17 protein-coding genes are annotated in these 18,657 nt (G+C 58.7%); 6 read left to right on the top strand and 11 right to left on the bottom strand.

Going from position 1 to position 18,657, the window contains the following annotated elements:
- Window positions 1–458: 458 nt before the first annotated feature.
- Genes NKG99_RS17555 through NKG99_RS17540 form a run of 4 tightly spaced genes read right to left on the bottom strand, consistent with a single transcriptional unit; the run spans window position 459 to window position 4,514 of the window.
- Complete coding sequence (locus NKG99_RS17555; protein ID WP_352731729.1) at window positions 459–1,235, bottom strand: hypothetical protein; 777 nt, start codon at window positions 1,233–1,235, stop codon at window positions 459–461.
- A 32-nt stretch (window positions 1,236–1,267) separates the two neighbouring features.
- On the bottom strand, window positions 1,268–1,669 hold the full coding sequence (locus NKG99_RS17550) for a hypothetical protein (RefSeq protein WP_352731731.1): 402 nt from the start codon (window positions 1,667–1,669) through the stop codon (window positions 1,268–1,270).
- Complete coding sequence (locus tag NKG99_RS17545; RefSeq protein ID WP_352869868.1) at window positions 1,666–2,754, bottom strand: AAA family ATPase; 1,089 nt, start codon at window positions 2,752–2,754, stop codon at window positions 1,666–1,668. Before NKG99_RS17545 ends, NKG99_RS17550 begins: the two co-directional genes overlap by 4 nt.
- A gap of 11 nt (window positions 2,755–2,765) precedes the next feature.
- The gene (locus tag NKG99_RS17540) at window positions 2,766–4,514 is read right to left on the bottom strand and encodes a type IV secretory system conjugative DNA transfer family protein (RefSeq protein WP_352869876.1); all 1,749 of its coding nucleotides are present in this window, start codon (window positions 4,512–4,514) and stop codon (window positions 2,766–2,768) included.
- Here NKG99_RS17540 and NKG99_RS17535 point away from each other — a divergent pair.
- Window positions 4,503–5,894 (top strand): BID domain-containing protein, encoded by a 1,392-nt coding sequence (locus NKG99_RS17535; RefSeq protein WP_352869866.1) that lies wholly within the window; start codon window positions 4,503–4,505, stop codon window positions 5,892–5,894. The genes NKG99_RS17540 and NKG99_RS17535 overlap by 12 nt on opposite strands.
- A gap of 335 nt (window positions 5,895–6,229) precedes the next feature.
- On the opposite strand, the gene NKG99_RS17530 is transcribed toward NKG99_RS17535, so the two are convergent.
- The 4 genes from NKG99_RS17530 to NKG99_RS17520 all read right to left on the bottom strand — a co-directional run bounded on the left by NKG99_RS17530 (window position 6,230) and on the right by NKG99_RS17520 (window position 9,121).
- Complete coding sequence (locus tag NKG99_RS17530; RefSeq protein WP_352869864.1) at window positions 6,230–7,258, bottom strand: alpha/beta hydrolase family protein; 1,029 nt, start codon at window positions 7,256–7,258, stop codon at window positions 6,230–6,232.
- A gap of 70 nt (window positions 7,259–7,328) precedes the next feature.
- Window positions 7,329–7,424, bottom strand: coding sequence for a hypothetical protein (locus tag NKG99_RS35965; protein WP_502911002.1), 96 nt, complete (start codon window positions 7,422–7,424; stop codon window positions 7,329–7,331).
- Window positions 7,417–7,905: a recombinase family protein gene (locus tag NKG99_RS17525; protein ID WP_502911003.1), complete on the bottom strand. Its 489-nt coding sequence runs from the start codon at window positions 7,903–7,905 to the stop codon at window positions 7,417–7,419. The genes NKG99_RS35965 and NKG99_RS17525 overlap by 8 nt, the downstream gene beginning before the upstream one ends.
- A 955-nt stretch (window positions 7,906–8,860) precedes the next feature.
- The gene (locus tag NKG99_RS17520; RefSeq protein ID WP_352869862.1) at window positions 8,861–9,121 is read right to left on the bottom strand and encodes a hypothetical protein; all 261 of its coding nucleotides are present in this window, start codon (window positions 9,119–9,121) and stop codon (window positions 8,861–8,863) included.
- Window positions 9,122–9,298: 177 nt separating this feature from the next.
- Between NKG99_RS17520 and NKG99_RS17515 the strand changes: the two genes are divergently transcribed.
- From NKG99_RS17515 to NKG99_RS17500, 4 genes are all read left to right on the top strand, one after another.
- Entirely contained in the window at window positions 9,299–9,790 is a 492-nt protein-coding gene (locus NKG99_RS17515; protein ID WP_352869860.1) for a DUF302 domain-containing protein, read from the top strand.
- Window positions 9,791–9,895: 105 nt separating this feature from the next.
- The gene (locus NKG99_RS17510) at window positions 9,896–10,912 is read left to right on the top strand and encodes an alcohol dehydrogenase (RefSeq protein WP_352869858.1); all 1,017 of its coding nucleotides are present in this window, start codon (window positions 9,896–9,898) and stop codon (window positions 10,910–10,912) included.
- 237 nt (window positions 10,913–11,149) lie between these two features.
- On the top strand, window positions 11,150–13,471 hold the full coding sequence (locus NKG99_RS17505; RefSeq protein ID WP_352869857.1) for an FdhF/YdeP family oxidoreductase: 2,322 nt from the start codon (window positions 11,150–11,152) through the stop codon (window positions 13,469–13,471).
- Between the two features lie 65 nt (window positions 13,472–13,536).
- A complete protein-coding gene (locus NKG99_RS17500; protein ID WP_352869855.1) occupies window positions 13,537–14,364 on the top strand; it encodes a formate/nitrite transporter family protein in 828 nt (275 codons plus the stop codon).
- 331 nt (window positions 14,365–14,695) lie between these two features.
- Here NKG99_RS17500 and NKG99_RS17495 read toward each other — a convergent pair whose 3' ends face one another.
- Entirely contained in the window at window positions 14,696–16,582 is a 1,887-nt protein-coding gene (locus NKG99_RS17495) for a monovalent cation:proton antiporter-2 (CPA2) family protein (protein WP_352869854.1), read from the bottom strand.
- Between the two features lie 5 nt (window positions 16,583–16,587).
- Window positions 16,588–17,190 carry an NAD(P)H-dependent oxidoreductase gene (locus NKG99_RS17490; protein ID WP_352869853.1) on the bottom strand — a complete coding sequence of 201 codons (603 nt, stop codon included), beginning with the start codon at window positions 17,188–17,190 and terminating at the stop codon, window positions 16,588–16,590.
- Between the two features lie 221 nt (window positions 17,191–17,411).
- Between NKG99_RS17490 and NKG99_RS17485 the strand changes: the two genes are divergently transcribed.
- A complete protein-coding gene (locus tag NKG99_RS17485) occupies window positions 17,412–17,606 on the top strand; it encodes a hypothetical protein (protein ID WP_352869852.1) in 195 nt (64 codons plus the stop codon).
- Window positions 17,607–18,049: 443 nt separating this feature from the next.
- On the opposite strand, the gene NKG99_RS17480 is transcribed toward NKG99_RS17485, so the two are convergent.
- The gene (locus NKG99_RS17480; RefSeq protein ID WP_352869851.1) at window positions 18,050–18,640 is read right to left on the bottom strand and encodes a peroxiredoxin; all 591 of its coding nucleotides are present in this window, start codon (window positions 18,638–18,640) and stop codon (window positions 18,050–18,052) included.
- Between the last annotated feature and the right edge of the window lie 17 nt (window positions 18,641–18,657).

Here is an 18,657-nt window from a genome sequence, read left to right as displayed (position 1 = left end):
ACATCCCCTCTAACGCGGGGCGGCAGCGGCAGAGGTGTAAACCCCCCCCCGCACAAGTCCGCCGGCCCCGGCCCACGCCCCCAAACGCCGGGCGCCGGCTCGCGCCGGCGCCGCCCTTTTCTTATGCAAAGCGTGGCTGAAGACCAATGCCTATCGGCCGGTGCGGACGGTCGACAGGCAGACGGGCGGGAGCGCTTAACCGAGATTTCCGCGATCGCGGAATTGCGAGAACGCCCGTCGACAGACCCAGCATGGCGGCAAGCTGTTCGCGGCGAGCCCGCGCATCTCGCGGCTTTTGGGCGTTTGCTTGCTGAGCTTCTTTTCCATTTCACCGAAAGACACAACCCGTTGAAGCCAGGCCTGCGGAACATCGGCTTTTCAAAACCTCGTTCATCCGTTTCGACGGACCCTGATTGACGGCGGCTGTGGTGCTTTTTGGTTCTCGCCATGACCTTTTGCTACCCCTGGTGCAGCAATTCGCCGCTGTCGATCATGCGCAGGTTCATGTCGGCGGGGGTCTTGATGAGCAGTTGGGCATTGAGAACATGCAGGTCACGCGGCTCGGTGCAGGCCAGCCAGGCGCGAAGCTTGTAAAGACCGGGGTGAAGATCGGCGCCAAAGATGAAGGAGACGCTTTTTTGCTCTCTGGCCGGCATCGGAATTTCACCATGCTGGGAGCCGATCGAGCGATCTTCGAGCCACAGCGAGGCTATGCAGCCGGCATTGACAAAAACGTTGGATCCGGTGGTGGCGCGGTATTCGACGGCGAGTTGCGTGCGGCCGGGTTCTGCGACCTTCAGCCAGCCCTGGAGTTCGACTGAGGTGAGGCCGGTGTAGAGCACACCTTTGCGCGACAGTTCATTGAGGGGAATGGCGCCGCCGATATAGACAAAGCTGCCGACGCTGTCGGCAGGGATCTCTGGAAGATCGTCTTTTTTGGCCGGCGCAACCCGGGCGATGGCGAGCGCGCCCCGCTGGTAACCTTGGCTGGCACCGGCTTCGGAGGAAGCCTGCTTCTTCGCGCCATCGTTTCCGGTGGCGGGCAAGCTGCCGTTGCTCTTTGCCGACGCACCGTCCTGTCCGGGGATGCCGAGATGCTCGATAATTCGATCGAGTTTTTGCTCGATGCGGTCCAATTGCTGCTGGTTTGCCTGCTGGTCTTGCGCCAAGGCAAAGCCGGAGCCCTCAACGAAACTCAACGCTGCGATTGCAATGCCGAGCGCCAGCCTGCCCACGCTTTTTCTTTGCATCATGGGGATGATCCTTCCTACGGTACGGTTCCAAAATCGTCGTGCGGCGCGGGCGCCACCTTTATTCCTTGCAGCGGCCGGCCTGGAGCGACAGCAGGCGTATGGTCTTGAGCCGGCTCCGAGGTTGATCCAGGCGCGGGCGGTTGGGTCCGCGACCCTGCGGCTGTAGATGCATTGCCCTGTTCGAATTTTTCCGAAGTCGACGTCGGCGTGCCGGCGTTCTTTCCAGCGCCGGCAACGGGGCCGTCGCGATTGCCGGCGACATCCCGAACAATACTAATAGCCAGAAAGATCAAAGCCAGAACGGCGGCGATCGTGGCATAGCGGAACAGCGGATCGCGCCGGAACAGGGCGGGAACAAGTTGGAGCCAGCGCACCAGCGTGGCTCGCACAGATGAGAGGAGGGTTTGAGCCGTCATGTAGTTGATCCCTGCCGCTCGTGTGATGCTATCGCCGCCGCAATGTCACCTGGCTCGATGGTCATGATGGCGTCGCGGCCAGCACTGCCGATGCCGTGGGTAGCAAGACGCATGGCTTGCGCCTCGCGCGTGCTTTCCCAAAGCGTGCGGATTGCGCGGGCATTGCCGAAATCGTCTCCACGCTCTGGTTGGATGCGGACGCAGGCAAGGTTAGCCGAGTTCTCGGCCGGGGCGTCGAGCACAAAGCCTTCACGGTTGGCGAGGTTGCGAAAAATCCCCGCCAGCTCTTCAGCCGAATAGTCCTCGAACATTATTGTCCTGGTGAAGCGGGAGCGCAGGCCGGGATTTGCTTCGAGGAAGCGGCGCATTTCACCGGTATAGCCGGCGGCGATGACACACAATCGATCCCGATGATCCTCCATCAGCTTCAGCAGCGTGTCGATCGCCTCGCGGCCAAAATCGTTATTTTGGCCCTCGGGGGCCAATGCATATGCTTCGTCAACGAACAGCACGCCGTCGAGCGACGCCTCGACCGCCTCCCGTGTCTTGATTGCGGTCTGTCCGATATAGCCGGCGACAAGCTGGCTGCGGTCGACCTCGACGACATGGCCGGATCTGAGCAGGCCGAGTGCGAAAAGAATCTCGCCCATAAGACGCGCCGCCGTTGTTTTTCCGGTCCCTGGATTGCCGAGGAAGATCAGGTGCAGGCTTGGGGGTGCGGCGTTGATGCCGTGGCGCCGACGTTCCTGCTCGGCCTGCAGCACCGCGACCAGCTTCTTGACCTCATCCTTGACGGAGCGCCACCCGGTCATGGCGTCGAGTTCGGCCAGCACGTCATCGAGCGGCCGATGTCTTGCTGCACGGATCGGCAGAGCCGGTTTCCGTTCAACGCCTGCTTGCGCGTCCCATTCACCCTTCGAGAATTTCGGCGATACCGGCACGCCATGCTTTGCAGCATGCGCCAGCCGCCAGCCCATGACGATAACCGCGACGATAAGAATGACGCCGGAATAGGTTTCCAGCAGGGCGAGCACGACGATCAGGACGGCAAGGCCAGGGATAATCGGGGCCAGAATGCGCTGCATCTCTTGCCGCCTCAACCCGACGCGGCTTGGGGCGCGAAACGGTTCCGCTCGACCTTGGCGACCATTTCCGGCCTGCGGAAATAAATCGCTCTGCCGCAGCGCAACGGCTTTCGGCCCTGGACGAAGACGAACTGCTCGTCGGCTCTGGCATCGGCAAGAATTTCGGAGACGGTCGCCAACCGTCTGCCACGCTCGGAGCGCTGTTCCGAGGCGCCGGTCGAGGCGGTGCCGATCTCGAGCGGCTTTGCGCTTTTTCCCCGGTTTTTTGTCTCGGAGTTCAGCACGACGCCATGTTCGCCCAGCGCTTCGGAGACAGCGCGGGCCTGTTCGAGCGAGCCGATCGCGGCGTAGGATCGCCAGGAAGCGCTTTCGAACCAGGCGCTCTTGCCGCCATCGCCCCATTGTTCGCGCAGCTGGCCTTCGGACTGATAGAGCATGACCAGCGTAATGCCGTATTTGCGGCCGGCATCGCGGGCGCGGGCCAGTGAGGTCATGTAACCGAGGCGGGCGACCTCATCGAGTAGGAAGACGATACGCCCGCCCGGCAAGACGCCGTCGGCCTCATAGACGGCATTGAGCAGGGATCCGACAACGACACGGGCGAGCGCCGGCGTCGATTCCAGCACCTTCATCGGGATGTTGATAAAGAGGTCGAGCTTGCCGGCGACCAGATCAGCAGTGCGAAAACTGTTACCCGACACCAGTTTTGCGTAGGCGGGATTGGCGAGCCATTCGGTTTGCTCGCTCATGTTGCCGTAGACGCCGGAGAACGTCTCGGCGACCAGCCCCATCAACTGGCCTGCGAGATGGCGGGCGCGATGCGAGGAGGAGTGTTCAAAAATGCGTGCTAGCTCGTTCCGCATTTTTGCCTCCGGCAAGGCGAGCCGTTGCGCCAGAGTGACGAGATTGCGTTTGTCGTCGGACAGATTTTTGTCGAAGACGATGTCGGAAAGCAGGGTCTCGACGATGGCCTTGCCACGGCCCTCGAAGAAGGCCTTGCCCGAGGCGCCGTGCGGCGCATCACGGGTGGCGGTGTGTTTCTCGCCGCAGATCCAGTCGACGACCGAGCGGATGTCGCCATCGATGAGCGGCGAACTTTTTGTCAGCCAGTCGAGCGCGTTGAAGGCTCCGCTGCCCGTCATCGGATCAATTGAGATGACACGCCGGCCCATCGCCGTGCGTGCGCCCGTCAGCATCGGCGCCAGCTCGGAGGAGGGATCGAGGGTGACAATTGAGGCGCGCCAGGTGAGCAGCGTCGGCACGCAGACGGAGACGGTTTTGTAGGCGCCCGAACCGGCGAAGACGAGGCCGTGGGTGCCGCCCCAGGAGAGATCAAAGGTGAGTAAAGGCGACTTGCCACCCTTGCCCCATGTTTTTGGATCGCGCGGATCAAACTTTTGTCCGCGCCGGGCCGGCGCATCCTGATCGACGCGGTAGGCTTCGCCGATGACGACGCCGCAGCGCGGATTGGCTGTCGACTTGGCCGAACCACCGAACAGGTTTTGTGACTCGCGAATGTCCATCCAGTCCGCGTGGCCAAAGATGTCAGAGGAGGCACGCTCAACCGGCTTGACGCTTTGGGCGTGCAGCGATTTTCCCATCAGCATCCTGACGCCGGCCGTGGTCGCGAGAAAGCCGACAACCCCGGCATAAAAGATGGCCATGTCGGCTGCGTTCAAAATGGCGGACCAGGCAAAGTCTGATCGGTCTACAAGGGCCAGGGCAAGACGCTTGACCACACCTATCTCATGCACACGCATCACTGGCGCGCCGCCTCGAGCTATGTCGCGCTGACTAGGCAGCGTGAGAGCGCGACGATCTTCGTAGCGACGCAGACCGCCCGGGATTTGCGGCAGCTCGCCCGGCAGCTCGGTCGCAACGAGATCAAGTCGGCGTCAGTGGCTTATGCAACACGCGACGAGTTCAGCGCGGAACAACGGGCGAAGCTGGACGAGGAACGGGCGGCGGAGAACGCCCGGCCAGTGTCGCAAGTTGGGAAAGCTCACCAAAGCAGGGAACAAGAGGAGCAGCCGATGGCTTCAGTTGTTGAAGAAGCACGGGTGGACATGCGTCAGGCTGATCCGCGCACACCGGAGATGCAGTCCGGCGCCATTGCCAAGGACGCGGAGGGCCAGCGTCGGCCTGAGCATCGAGGCGGGACGCCTGAGCCCGTCGTGGCGCAGAAGTCAAAAGAGGCAGGAGGCAGCGATCGTCCCGGGTCAGCCGATGATCGGGTCGTAGCAAGCGGAACCGAAGATCGGCAGGCTGTTCCAAATGGCAGAAATGAAGAGCGGTCGCGCAGCACCGCAGCCGGCCGGCCAGCGGACGTCAGGGTACTGATAGCTGCGTTCCAGGATGTGGCTGCTGGTGGCGTGCGCCGCGACAGCCTTGGGCGATCGATCGACGAAAAAAGCATCGCCGCTGCTGTCAGTCGCGATGCGGATGTACAGCGCGAGCGCGAGGCTCGCTCAATCTATCTGGAGACCGCCTACCGTGATCCGAAATCGGCGGCGCAGCGTCTCGACGAGATCATTGCTCGAGACGGTCCGACAAGTGCTGCACAACGGATATCGGCGGACACCAGCTTGGTCGGCGAGCTGCGAGGCAGGGAAGGGTTCTTCGCCGGTGCCAGGGCGCGGGAAGAGCGGACCGCCGCTGAACAGGCTGCCGCCGCGATTGGCCCGAACATTGTCCGGACCGCCGAGTTCGAGAACCGAGCCGAACGATCCTATCGCACCCAGGTCGAAAAGCAGCTCAAGGCTGACGCGGTTGAGGTGAGAGATGTTTCTGATCGGGCGAAAGCTGCCCTGGAAAAAATTGCAATGGCCAAGGATGATCGCGAGCGGGCCGAAGCCTTCAAGGCGGTGTCAGCCGATCAGGAGGTCAGACGGGAGATCGCCACCTTCAAGAAATCGATTGAAGTCCGTTTCGGTGAAGACGGCGCACGCGAAATCGCTCGTGCGACAGCCTCGGGCAAATCGTTTGAACATCCATCCGTGCGGAAATCCGATCAGGTCAGGTTGGGTGAGGCCGCGGCTCTCTATTCCGCAGCCCGATCGGGTGAAGTCGCGTCCAGACAAGAGGCCGAAACTGAACGTCTTGCAGCGCGCGAATCTCAGTCGACACGGCTGAAGCAGTAGGGAAGCGCCGTGGGGCCGGCTGCGTTATCCCGTCGGCGTCGCAGGCCGCGGCGAATGACTACTCTTTAAGCAAGGTGGTCGTTCATTGTCACAAATGGGCCCGGTACAGTTCAGAGCTGCAGATCAGCATTCGGGGAGTTGCCAAAGATGCTCTTGTACTCTCGGCCGAACTGAGAGGGCTGAGGTCGCGCCATGCACCTTCAGGAGCCGGGCGACCTCGGCCGGCTTGAAATCGTCGTTGACGAGCTGTCGCGCATGCGCGACCTGGTTGGGGGAGGGACCGAACCACATCCCGCGCGCCCTGGCCGCGATCCGGCGCGGAGCCATCAAATAGCTCAAACTTCGCTAAAGTCGTAGCGAAACCCGCGAACCTCCCAAAGCTCTGACAGGGTCGGGGTTTCTTTCAAAAAACGAAGAACCTTCCGAGCCGCGATCAAATTGAAGGGGAACATTCCAATAGATGAGTGCCCACAATTCAGCCGCACGACCTCAGGTGGAAGATTGCACTTCGCCAGCAACTCAATGAGACGCTCAGAGCCTCCTGGGCGCGCAACCGTATCGTCCTTACCGAGCAAGAACATCAAATCCAGACGAGGACGTGTAAGGCCGAAAAGATGCTTCTCTAAATCGATGAGACCCCAAGCGGTTCTTAGCCCTTCCAGTGACATGGACGATTCAATACGACCACGTAAGGCCGTCATGGTCTCCGCAGTCCAGACGAGATCAGCAGGGCTTCCCGGCGATACCATGAGAACCGCCTTATCAACCTTCTGCTCTTGGGCAGCAACGAGACCCGCAACAGTGCCACCCAAACACATCCCTACAACCGAGATTTTCTGATACCCCTGACTATAAAGCCAACGAACAATCTTACGACCATCTAGGACAGCCTGTCTCATCGACTGGACGGTGCGCCCTAAATTCGCGTTGAAAAGTTTTTCCTCCGAATAGTCATTCGAAGCTCGCCCAAAATGATACGGAAGTGTAGCTTCAATAACCGTTATGCCCTTTCTAGCGAAGTATTTGGAAAATCGCGGATACCGGTTCCGAGCATACCAATGATGAAACACAACAAGCGCATGTTGTTTAAATCCACTGTCGGTAACAACGCATTCGAACGTATTGTTCGCCTGATCTTCAGTTGAAATATCAGATTGGAAGATAACACTATCCGATTCTTCCCTTAACGGAACAGCTGGAAATATCGTCGCGAAAAACATCTCGCCCTTGGAAATTTCATTGAAGACCAATGCGTCAGAGCCATCGCGAGAAAATGGAATCGCCTTATCATGAATACGCCTCTGGCGTTCTAATGATCTCAGAACGTGCTTACGATCATAACGGCGCGCTAGATAACGGAACATTTTCTCTCCTTTCTTGCAGGTCGGAAACCTATCATCATAAAACCAATGCTGAAGTCCCGCCGTACTTCATTCACTCGACAAAGGCGGCTGGCCATCCCTCCACACTATTTAGCGCCCGATAAAGGGTTGCTCGATGCACCTTCAGGAGCCGTGCAACCTCAGTCACTGGCTTGTCTTGGGCGATGAGCTGACGGGCGTGCGTGACCTGGTCGGCCGATAGGGCAGGGGAAGGACCGAACCGCACTCCACGTGCCCTGGCCGCGATCCTGCCCGCTGGTGCGCTCCACGATCAAGGATCGCTCGAAATCCGCAACGCCGGCGAACACGGTCAACACCATGCGGCCGGCCGGCGTCGTCGTGTCGGCCCATGGCTCGGCCAAAGATCGCAAGCCGGCCTCGGCCTCGCTGATCCGCTCGGCAATATCGAGAAGGTCGCGCGTCGATCGGGCGAGGCGGTCTAGCCTGGTGACCGTCACCACGTCGCCGGGGCGCAAATGGTCGAGGAGCTTCACAAGCTCGGGCCTGTCTCGCTTTCCCCCGGAAACCTTTTCCTCAAAGAGGCGAATGCAGCCGGCCGCGCCAAGCGCCGCGTGCTGCTGGTCGAGGTCCTGGCCCTGGGTGTAGACCCGGGCATAGCCAATCATCATCGTGGCGGGTTTCCTCGCAAGTTATGTCGCAAGGACAATTACCACTTGCGACAAAGACATGCGACACAAAAACCCCCTGATTTTCAGGGGACGGCCGATCTGTCGCAGGTTTTAGGAATTATGCGAGGTAGCAACGATCTGCCTAAGAAGCTGCGCGAAATGGTTGGAACCAAGACGTCCACCCCCCCTTGTGCACATCTATAATTTGGGCAACGACCAAATTATAGATGGGCATCACTGCTAGCCCTTGTCCCCGATCCCAACGCGAAATAAGCATCCGCCCCGAACGGACCACCAGACGGTGCAATCCACCATAGATAGCCATATCTTGATCCATGAGACTGGAACAACCTGCTTTTCGAGCCACTGGCCACCATTGAGGAACAACAAGCCGAAGCGCGCGAGATCGCAAGCAGACAGGCGAAATGTATGTGCCCGATGGTCTGACGATGAAACTTGGCGTGGATCCTCGGCCATTTTTTCGGCCTCGATGCTCGGCCGCTGCGCCTGGCGTCGGCCCGAGTTTGCTCGTGCGTCGACTCCCTGTCCGGACGTAGCTCGATCTCGCTCCGGACGCCCATTTGCTCCGCAATCCCGCGCCGCTCAGAAGCGTTCAGAGTCTTCCGTCCAGTTTTATCGGGCGGTGAGGTGATGGTTGGTAATATCGATCCGTCGTATCGAGACTTAGAGTAAGAGTGACCGCCAGAACACTTGATCTAGTTCCTCTAGGTGATTGCTCGAAGACTCGAAACGCGAGCTATTCATACTTTGAATAGTGGAGAAATATTAACTTACACTGGTGAAAGTCGCATAAGATATCTTATGGAACTCGATTTTATATCGACATATCAATAACTTGGCCCCTGGTTATAGCGTGTGACAAGCCCGTCTTTAGGGGTGCTTTACGGCGAGATTCGGCGAAATGGTCCATCTGGGTTCTCCTAGTTGCAGGGTTTCAGTCAAACCGTCCGGAGGCGAGTGGATCGCTTGCCGGAAAGGTCTCCAGGAGACCCTCGCCCAGGCGTTCATTCTCGCGCGGGCACGGCTCGTATAACCCGGCGCGCTTCTTGACGTCGCCGGGCAGCAGACCTTTGTAGCCCGCAACAGCGTCCTCAGTCGATTTTTGATCGACCATCTTGGCACGATTGTCTCTCCTCTTCCGGTTGACGGCGTTTGATCCGCATCTGAGCGCGGTCACGAGAAATCGGCCGCGCATGCCCTCTCCGTATTGCACGATCCGGCCACTCCGGCGAACGGCACTCAATTCATTAAGCGTTCGTCCCAGGCCCGAAATCTACAATAACCTCAGCGTCGGCAGGTGCTCAGATCTGCTTCCCCCGGTTGGTGGGCGGCCGTCCTGAAGGATGACCCGCATAGAATAGGAGGCAGACAGATGACGAACTCCAAAAATGCGATAGAGCGCGAGGTGATCGAGTCCAAAGTGGATTTTGACACCGTCGTGGAACGAATTTTTGAGAGAATTGGACGAACGGATCGGTTGTCGTTGGAAGAGATTCTCGCCGAAAAAGACTTTCTTCGGTTTTCAGAGCGGATCAAGTCGACGATCGGATCGTCTGGCTTAATGGAGTTCGCGACTTATGACCTGGGCGACGCGCTCGGCAAGGATGGGAACTCCGCAGCCTATAGAATAATCAGGATCGTCGCTGGCAACCCGCTTATCATGCGTCAGATGGTTGCTGCGGTTCCACATGCGGGCTCATATGCCCCCGTGACGATCTTGATTTACGAGGAGGGCGGCTTAGTGAAGCTGGCCTATGATCGAATGGAAAGCTGCCTGCAGAGTTATTCATCCGAGCCGGCCCTCGAAGTCGCGCGAGCGCTCGATCAGAAGGTTTTGAATATCCTCGTCGAGGCGGCTTCGTGACGTCTTGGGGAAAGCTGGCCGGGCGGAAAGTACCGATAGATACAATTTTTCCCCTCGGGTATTTGACATGGTTCGCCCAGTTTCGATCGCGAACTGGAGAACGCAATGGAGCAACCTACAACATATCTCGCATGCCAGGCCGTCTCGCCTGGAAAACTGGAGTTCGTGCGCAAGGAACTCCGCAATCCGCCGGCCGGCTTTGTCCGTGTCAAGGTTGAGGCCTGCGGCGTGTGTCACTCGGACGGCGCAACCGTCGAAGGTGCCTTCCCCATCCAGTGGCCGCGCGTGCCGGGCCACGAAGTTGTCGGAAAAATCGATGTGGTCGGCGACGGCGTCGAAGGCTGGCAGTCCGGACAGCGCGTTGGCGTGGGCTTCCTGGGTGGGAGCTGCGGCCACTGCTCACAGTGCCGTTCGGGCCATCTCGTTAATTGCGAGAACCAAGAGTTCACCGGCATTCAACTGGATGGCGGCTACGCGGAATATATGATTGCAAAGGAGACAGGCCTCGTCCTCATTCCCGACGACCTCTCCAATGTAGAGGCCGCACCGCTCCTTTGCGCGGGCCTCACCACATTCAGCGCTCTGCGCAATTCGAATGCACGGCCTGGTGATCGGGTCGCGATCTTTGGTATCGGTGGCCTCGGTCATCTTGCGGTCCAATATGCACGTCGCATGGGGTATGAGGTGGTTGCGATCGGAAGAAGTGAAGCCGTCGGCGCCTTGGCCATGAGGCTTGGCGCACACCACTACATCGACTCGTCGAAGCGCAATGTCGCAGAGGCGCTCCTTGAGCTCGGCGGGGCTGATCTTGTGCTCGCCACGGCATCAGGCGGCGCGGCTGCAAAGGATACAATCAAGGCAATTCGTCCCCGCGGTCAGATTATCGTGCTCGGGGCCACGCCGGAGCCGGTCGAGGTTCCCACCAACGTGCTTCTGTTCGGAAGCAGATCGATCCAAGGCGCCCTGACGGGCGATCCGGGCACGAGCGAAACGACGTTGAAGTTCAGCGCGCTCCAGGGCGTCAATGCAATCATCGAAGAGATGCCGCTCGCAAGCGCGATCGACGCCTACGCGAAGATGATGGCCGGTCAGGCGAAGTTCCGCATCGTCCTGACGATGTGATTCTTTGCATCTGCCGGCGGATATTCCCTCGGCAAACGTATGTAGGCGACGCCGCCGATTCATCCCGCCGGCGTCGCCTCTTTCTATCGTCCGATGCCCTCTCACGTGCGAGTGAGTACCGCTGTCGAGCTGCAGGTAGCGGATCGTACAATCGCGTCCCGATCACGCACCGTATTTTCGAAATCGAGCGCTCATGGTCGTGGGCAATTAGCCATCTTCAACAGTTGGGGCACTTTGATGAGTGAGAAGGATCCAGAGGGCATCGTTCGATATGACGCGCCGGCGGGCGGGTGGGGTGCCTTGAAGGCCCTTGCTCGCACGTTGAAAGAGCAGCAGGTGGTATTTAGCGGCGTTCACGCTCTCTTGCGGGCCAATCAGCCAGATGGCTTCGATTGCCCCGGCTGCGCTTGGCCCGATCCCAACCACACCTCGGCATTCGAGTTTTGCGAAAATGGGGCGAAGGCGATAACGTGGGAATCCACGAAAAAGCGAGCCGATCCCGGGTTTTTCGCAAGTCACACGGTTTCCGAGCTGTGGACCTGGACAGATCACAAGCTTGAAGATGCGGGCCGTCTCACGAGCCCGATGCTATACGATGCCACAACCGACCATTTTGTCCCGATCGCCTGGGACGATGCGTTGAGCCGTATCGGAGCGTCCCTGCGAGGCCTCTCCGATCCCAATCAGGCAGAATTCTACACCTCCGGACGTGCGTCAAACGAGGCGGCTTTCCTCTACCAGACCTTCGTGCGAGCCTATGGGACGAACAACTTTCCCGACTGTTCGAACATGTGCCATGAGGCGACGTCGGTTGGGCTCCCCAAGTCCATCGGCGTCGGTAAAGGGACGGTGGAACTGAGTGACTTCGACGAATGCGACCTGATCATCAGCATCGGTCACAATCCGGGTACCAATCACCCGAGGATGATGACAACGCTGCATGATTGCTCCCGCAGGGGGGTTCCCATCCTGGTGTTCAATCCGTTGAAGGAGCGCGCGCTTGAGCGGTTTGCCGCGCCCCAGAACCCCGTTGAGATGGTGACCCTAACGTCGACCCCGATTGCTTCGGCTTACCACCAAGTGAAGGCCGGCGGCGATCTAGCTTTGCTGAAGGGTATCATCAAGCTCGTTGTCGAGCGGGACGAGGCAGATCTCGCCGCCGGTGGAGACGGACATCTCGACCGAGATTTCATCTTGATCCATACCTCAGGCATCGATGAGCTTCGCAGCGACGCCGCGTCCACAGAATGGAATCAGATTTGCCGGAAGTCTGGCATCGCCAAGGAAGCGTTTGAATCGATCGCCGATGCTTATATACAAAGCAAACGGGTTATTATTTGTTATGGCATGGGCATTACCCAGCATGCAACCGGGACCGAAGTTGTCCAGCAGCTGGCAAATCTCCTTATGCTGCGCGGCAATATCGGCAAACCAGGCGCTGGGATATGTCCGCTACGAGGTCACTCGAACGTGCAGGGTGATCGGACGGTGGGCATCACCGAGATCCCGAACAAAGACCTCATCGACGGGATGGAGCGCGCCTTCGGATTCCGGCCGCCGTCCGCCAGGGGCCATAATGCGGTTGAGAGCATCGAAGCAATCATAGCCGGCGCCTCGAAGGCGCTCGTCTGTCTAGGCGGAAACCTTGCCGTCGCCATGTCCGATCCCGAAAGGACGTTCGCGGCCATGCGCAAGCTTGATCTCGCTGTCCACTTGGCAACAAAGCCGAACAGGTCACATCTCCTCACCGCTAAAACCACAATCATCCTCCCTGTGCTTGGGCGGACCGATCAGGATATGCAAATTTCCGGACCGCAGTCGGTCACCGTTGAAGACTCCATGTCGATGGTTCATGCCTCCCGAGGCTTCTTGAAACCGCCGACGGACACGCTGATGTCGGAGCCGGCGATCATTGCGGCAATAGCAAAAGCGACATTGGGAGACAGGTACGGAATTCCGTGGGACGAGCTGGTCGGAAATTACGACCGGATTCGGGACAAGATCGAAATCGTCTTTCCGGACTTTCGGGACTTCAACCGTCGCGTCAGGAAGCCTGGCGGCTTTCGGCTCAGCATTCCGGCAGCCAAGAGAGTTTGGAAGACGTCGAACGGGAAAGCAAACTTCCTCGTCGCAAAAGGACTGGAAGAGGATCGCCGTATGACCGGTCCCGATAGTCTCGTGATGACGACGATCCGCAGCCACGGACAGTACAACACCACGGTCTACAATCTGGACGATCGCTATCGCGGTGTCTTCGGGCGCAGAGATGTCGTATTCATGAGCCGGGACGACATGACGGCCCGTGGACTTGCACAGGGTGACCAGGTCGACGTAATTGGCATAGACCACGATCCGGCTGCACCGAGAAGGGTTGTGAGCGGCTTCATTGCCATCGAGTACGACATCCCGACCGGATCAGTTGCCGGCTATTATCCCGAAATGAACCGGATCATCGCTCTTTCGGACTTTGACGCCCAGTCTGGTACGCCTGCCTATAAGGGCGCTCCGGTGACGGTCGAAAAAGCTGCTCTTTTTGTCGACGTCGCCTGTCGGGGTTAAAGCCGTGACTTTATCAAACGCAGCCGGGGCACATTCCTGATTTCCCTTTCACGGAGCAGACGAACATGTACGACGATACAGTCATCAGCTTTGCGCAGGCTGGCGCCCATAAGGTTGACTTGGTCAGAAGTAGGCTCCTAGCGTTCCTCGTGGGCTCGATGATGGCCGGGGTTTACATCGGATTCGGCGATCTTCTCATGTTCACGGCCGGCGCACATGTCGATCCGGCTTGGGCGCATCTCGTCATGGGGATCGTGTTTTCGTCTGGCCTGACCATCGTCGTTTTCGCCGGTTCGGAACTTTTCACAGGGACTGCGATGTACATGCCGCTGGCGGTGTTGACCGGCAAAGCAAGGATATCCGATGTGTTGCTTGTCTGGGTGGCATCGTGGTGCGGCAACCTGGTCGGTGCTATTTTGCTCGCCTCGCTCCTCTACGCGGCAGGCGGTGGTGTGATACTGGGTGATGGACGATCTCTGTTCTTTTCGGTCGTCGAGGGCAAGCTCTCGGCAGGTTCTGCAGAACTGGTTGCGAAGGGCGTCTTGTGCAACTGGTTGGTCTGCCTGGCGATATGGATGGCAGGTCGCACCGAGAACGCTGCCGCCAAGATTATGCTGATCTTCTGGCCCATCACGATCTTCGTCGCTGCTGGCTTCGAGCACTCCGTTGCGAACATGTTTGCGTTCTCGATGGCGCTTCTTGGCCCTCGCCCTGATTCCCTGTCGCTGATGGCGGCTGCGCATAACTTGCTCTGCGTAACCGTGGGCAATCTGCTCGGGGGCTCGATCTTCATGGCTTTCGGCTACTGGATCCAGTTCAACGGCAGCCGACACGTCTCGTTCGAGCCGGCACCCGCAACGCTTATACCGCGCGAAGAAGGCAGTCCGCGATGATCGGATCGAGATAACCTCCACTCCCGCGTTGCTAACCGCGCGTATGGCGGCCAAGGATGCGCCCCGCCCCCGTCGGCGATCATGCCGCAAGTGGCTCTCCGAGCAGCCGACAATCCATCCCCCATGCAAGCGCCTCGTCGCCAAGGTTGCCTTTGGCAGCAAGTCCCTATTCGGCATAGCGCGTTGTCGCCGACGATTCGCCATTGCTAAATATGTATGCGAACGCCGCATCGCGGAATGCGGAAGTGGGACAGAACCTGTTCTCCACGGCCGACGAACGCTCGGCGCATCCCTCCCGGAGCGAGTCCAAAGGCCCATCGACGCTCCGGCGTCACCGTTTCTTAGACCGGCTGTGGCTGCTCTCAAGTTCAGGCGGGCTCCATCCTCGTGCCACCGCTTCCTCGAAGGCATCTCTGTCGCCCAACATTGCGTTGGAGATGATCTTTCCGATATCGTTGAAGCCGGCGATAAAGTCCGGATTGTCGGCGACCGGCGTCACGCCATCGAAAAGCGGCGCCATCTTACCCAAGCCGGCAAGATCTTCCCTGACGAACAGCTGTTTTCTTTTCTCGACTTCGTAGGGGTGCATGCCCAAAAACTGGAGCGCATTCCCGGCTGTGTCGACCGAGCTCGCGAAGACCTCCCTCACGATCTGATCGGCGCCCGCGTGCTCCAGCCGGTAATGATGAAGACGATCATAGGCACGAACAATGATCTTGAGCCGCGTGTTTGCCCGGCGTGCATGTTCGACTATCTCTACCGCGCGATCGGTGTCGTCGATGGCGACAACCAGCAACTTCGCGTTTCCGACACCGGCAGATTCCAGCAGATCCGGTCGACCGGCATCTCCGAAAAAAGACTGAATTCCGAACTTGCGCAGGTTGTCCACGACGTCTGCTCGAAAATCGAGAACCACTGGCTTGTAGCCGTTAGCAAGCAGCATTCTGGTAATGATCTGCCCAAAGCGTCCCAGGCCCGCGACAATGATGGTCCCCTCGTCGGGATGATCTGTGGGTCGCTTGGCGATGTCCCTTCGATCCAGCAAAACCACCAGGCGATCGAAGACGATGAACAGACCTGGCGTGAGGATCATGCCAAGTGCGATGATGAGGACCGCGACCGATGAAAGCGATGACGTGAGCAGACCAGCCTGCTCGCCGATAGACAGGAGCACAAAGCCGAACTCGCCGGCCTGGGCCAGGCCGAGGGCAAGCAACCATCCGGCCGAAGACCTTAATCGAAACAACCAGGCCAGGGGCAAAAGCACTGCGATCTTAACGACAATCAACAGGCCCGCAGCCCCTAGGATGAATGGCCAGCTTTCGAACAGCACCCGGAGCTCGATCTTGGCACCGATCGTCATGAAAAACAGGCCGAGCAGGAGACCTTTGAACGGTTCAATGTCGTTTTCCAACTCGTGCTTGAACTCGCTGTTTGCGAGCACGACGCCGGCCAAGAAAGCCCCGAGAGCCGGGGAAAGTCCGACTGACATCATCAATACGGCAATCCCAACAACCAGCAAGAGGGCTGCGGCGGTGAAGACCTCCCTCAGGCCCAGCATTGCGATCATTCTGAACACCGGGCGCGATAGAAAATGACCGCCCGCAACAACGAAAGCGACAGTGGCCAGGGTCAGGATCGCGGAGGCCCAGGCTGGCAAGTTCGAGAGGAGACCCTGGGTGACATGTTGTGGACCGACCGCCGATCCCACGGACAGCAGAGGGATAAGCGCAAGCATCGGGATGACTGCGAGATCCTGAAAGAGCAGGACCGCGAAACTGGAGCGCCCGCCGTCTGACTCCAACAGCCCGCGTTCCTTCAGCGTCTGCAGAACGATCGCCGTCGAAGATAGCGCAGCGACGAAGCCGAAAAGAACGCCCTGTTGCCAGGTAAAGCCAAATGCAGCCGATACAGCGCAAACGGCGATGACCGTCGCAAGCACCTGCAGTCCTCCAAGCCCGACCAGTTTGGTGCGCAAGCGCCAGACCATCTGCGGGTCGATCTCGAGGCCGATCAGGAACAGCATCATGACGATGCCGAACTCGGAAAAGTGCTCCAGGTATCCTGACGCCGAATCGGAAAAATGCAGCACCGGTCCGACGATGACGCCTGCTGCGATATATCCGACAACAGAACCGAGCCCGATGCGATGAGAAATGATCACGGCCACGACGGCCGCGGCCAGGTAACCAAAGGCATATACTGCAAGGCTTTCCACAGAAGTTAGGCTCCCATGTCGCCGGAACGTGTCACCTGGGCAAGCATTTCACGCGCGGTTCCCGACTTCAGGTCAAAGCGATCTTGAACCAGGTCCCCAAGGAGGGTGCGATAGGCCGCGATGTGAGCCTGCGCCGAGGGGCTGTCGATGTGGTTGGCCGAGTGGAGCACGAAGGGGGGAAGATAGTTCATGCCGCATAGCGACGCGGTCTGTTCAAGCGGCAGAAGAAATTGGCCGAACGGATGCCGGTTTCCCCCTGACCGCGAATAGTCCCCATCGCTTCCCCCGGTGGTCGTAGCGATAAGCAAGAACTTCCCCTCGAGCTTTCGGCCTGTCGGTCCATAGGCGAAGCCGTACTCGAGAACCAGATCCTGCCACTCCTTCAAAATGGCAGGGGTCGAATACCAAAATGTTGGAAACTGAAGCACAATCAGATCGTGTTCGAGCAAGCGAACTTGCTCTCGATCGGGATTGATGTCGAAGCGTGGATACTCTGCATAGAGGTCCACGAAGGAGATGCCTTCGACACCTCTGGCTTCCCGGGCCATCGACAAATTAATGCTGGATTTCCGCTGGGCGGGATGCGCAAACAGAACTAGGACACGCATCTGGCTTCCTTGTGTCGGTCAAAGTAAAGAATTAGCGCATCGAAATCACAGCTTGTGCTCGCGCGACACCGTACAGTCGACAAACACGCTTTCTTGGACGATCCGGTCGAAAAACAGCGGCCTTCCTCTGCATGTGCGCGTCTCAATGCGACCGTTTCAGACAAGAACTATTCCTGGGTTGCATTCTAAACCGGAGCGAACGACGGAGACCGATGAATCCCATGACCTTGAACGAGGTACTTTCCGATCCGCTTGTCGCAATGCTCAACGCAGCAGATGGCATCGATGAAGACGAATTTGCTTTTATGCTGATGGAGGCAGCAGAGCGATGGGATTTGGCGGAAAGCGATCGGCCAGCTATTCGGTCGAGCGGGAGGACGCGTATGGAAGCTTTCAGCCGGGAGACCTGCCGGTGACGGCGGGCGCATATCCGAGAGCAATTCACTTTTGCGCTGGCGGCAATAGGGGGAGACATGTGGAGACGCGTTCGACGCTGGCGACCGTAAGCCATTCAACGCGAGCTTGAGTTCCGCGACCGTGCGCGGTTCGATAACTGCCTTATCGTGTGCGGCGGGCTCGCGGACAGTGAAACGATAGCCCGCGCCGTGAAACCCCGGCTGGTGCAAGGCCGAGCTCATGCATTTGGACGCGGGACTGCGGCTCGCAAGCAACCCTGAGGCGTCCCGTCAGATGATGCTGGATGCGTATGAGTTCGCTCGCGGCAAAGGCGCCAGATTCTGTGAACCCAGAGCTGCGGCAAGTCTTCTCGTTCACCCAAAGGCCGTTGTCAAAAGCAAGGCCAAGCACCGCCTTCGAGACACGCTTTCCGCTTTTGAGGGCGAGCTTGAAGTGGCAGACCTCACCGCGGCGCGTGCGTTAATCTGTTCGCCGCACCTCGTTCCCCGACTTGTGGCGCTGTGTAGTTATGGGCCCTTAAATAGCTGAGCATTGTCGCTGCGTCCGATACCGTCACGCTCAATCCGTCGGAATTGTCAGTAAGGCCTGGCTCTGTGAAAATGGAGCGGATCTCTCCGTCGACGACATGCATCGAATATCGCCAGCTCCGCAATCCCATGCCGTTGCTGGTTTGTTGAACCAGCATTCCCATTTGCCGCGTAAAATCCCCATTACCGTCCGGGAGCATTCGAACCTTCTGAACGCCTCGTGCTTTCGCCCATTGGTACATGACAAAGGCATCGTTCACCGCAACGCAAACGACTTCATCGACACCGACTTCACGAAAGTCATCATAATTTTGCTCAAAACCGGGCAAATGGCTTTCGGAGCAGGCGGGCGTGAAGGCACCTGGGAGCCCAAACAGGACGATGTTGCGTCCCGAAAAAATCTCATCCGACGTAATCGTCTTCCACTCAAAAGGATTAGGACCTTCAAGGGCGTCATTTCTCACGCGCGTGTGAAAACTGATATTCGGGACGATTGCTGGGGGCATTGGTCTTCTCTCTAGTA

Origin of the sequence: Mesorhizobium sp. M1409, from assembly GCF_040317535.1 — a bacterium.
Lineage (GTDB): Bacteria > Pseudomonadota > Alphaproteobacteria > Rhizobiales > Rhizobiaceae > Mesorhizobium.
Note: the sequence above shows the minus strand (reverse complement) of the source record. Positions and strands in the feature narration are given on the sequence as shown.

Bases quoted from the DNA above. Each gene is read 5' to 3' on its own strand.
- NKG99_RS17480 (WP_352869851.1), bottom strand. From the start codon at position 18,640: ATGCCCCCAGCAATCGTCCCGAATATCAGTTTTCACACGCGCGTGAGA.
- NKG99_RS17525 (WP_502911003.1), bottom strand. From the start codon at position 7,905: ATGATGATTGGCTATGCCCGGGTCTACACCCAGGGCCAGGACCTCGAC.
- NKG99_RS17550 (WP_352731731.1), bottom strand. From the start codon at position 1,669: ATGACGGCTCAAACCCTCCTCTCATCTGTGCGAGCCACGCTGGTGCGC.
- NKG99_RS17545 (WP_352869868.1), bottom strand. From the start codon at position 2,754: ATGCAGCGCATTCTGGCCCCGATTATCCCTGGCCTTGCCGTCCTGATC.
- NKG99_RS17515 (WP_352869860.1), top strand. From the start codon at position 9,299: ATGACGAACTCCAAAAATGCGATAGAGCGCGAGGTGATCGAGTCCAAA.
- NKG99_RS17510 (WP_352869858.1), top strand. From the start codon at position 9,896: ATGGAGCAACCTACAACATATCTCGCATGCCAGGCCGTCTCGCCTGGA.
- NKG99_RS17490 (WP_352869853.1), bottom strand. From the start codon at position 17,190: ATGCGTGTCCTAGTTCTGTTTGCGCATCCCGCCCAGCGGAAATCCAGC.
- NKG99_RS17485 (WP_352869852.1), top strand. From the start codon at position 17,412: ATGACCTTGAACGAGGTACTTTCCGATCCGCTTGTCGCAATGCTCAAC.
- NKG99_RS17520 (WP_352869862.1), bottom strand. From the start codon at position 9,121: ATGCGCGGCCGATTTCTCGTGACCGCGCTCAGATGCGGATCAAACGCC.
- NKG99_RS17505 (WP_352869857.1), top strand. From the start codon at position 11,150: ATGAGTGAGAAGGATCCAGAGGGCATCGTTCGATATGACGCGCCGGCG.
- NKG99_RS17500 (WP_352869855.1), top strand. From the start codon at position 13,537: ATGTACGACGATACAGTCATCAGCTTTGCGCAGGCTGGCGCCCATAAG.
- NKG99_RS17540 (WP_352869876.1), bottom strand. From the start codon at position 4,514: ATGCGTGTGCATGAGATAGGTGTGGTCAAGCGTCTTGCCCTGGCCCTT.
- NKG99_RS17530 (WP_352869864.1), bottom strand. From the start codon at position 7,258: ATGTTCCGTTATCTAGCGCGCCGTTATGATCGTAAGCACGTTCTGAGA.
- NKG99_RS17535 (WP_352869866.1), top strand. From the start codon at position 4,503: ATGCACACGCATCACTGGCGCGCCGCCTCGAGCTATGTCGCGCTGACT.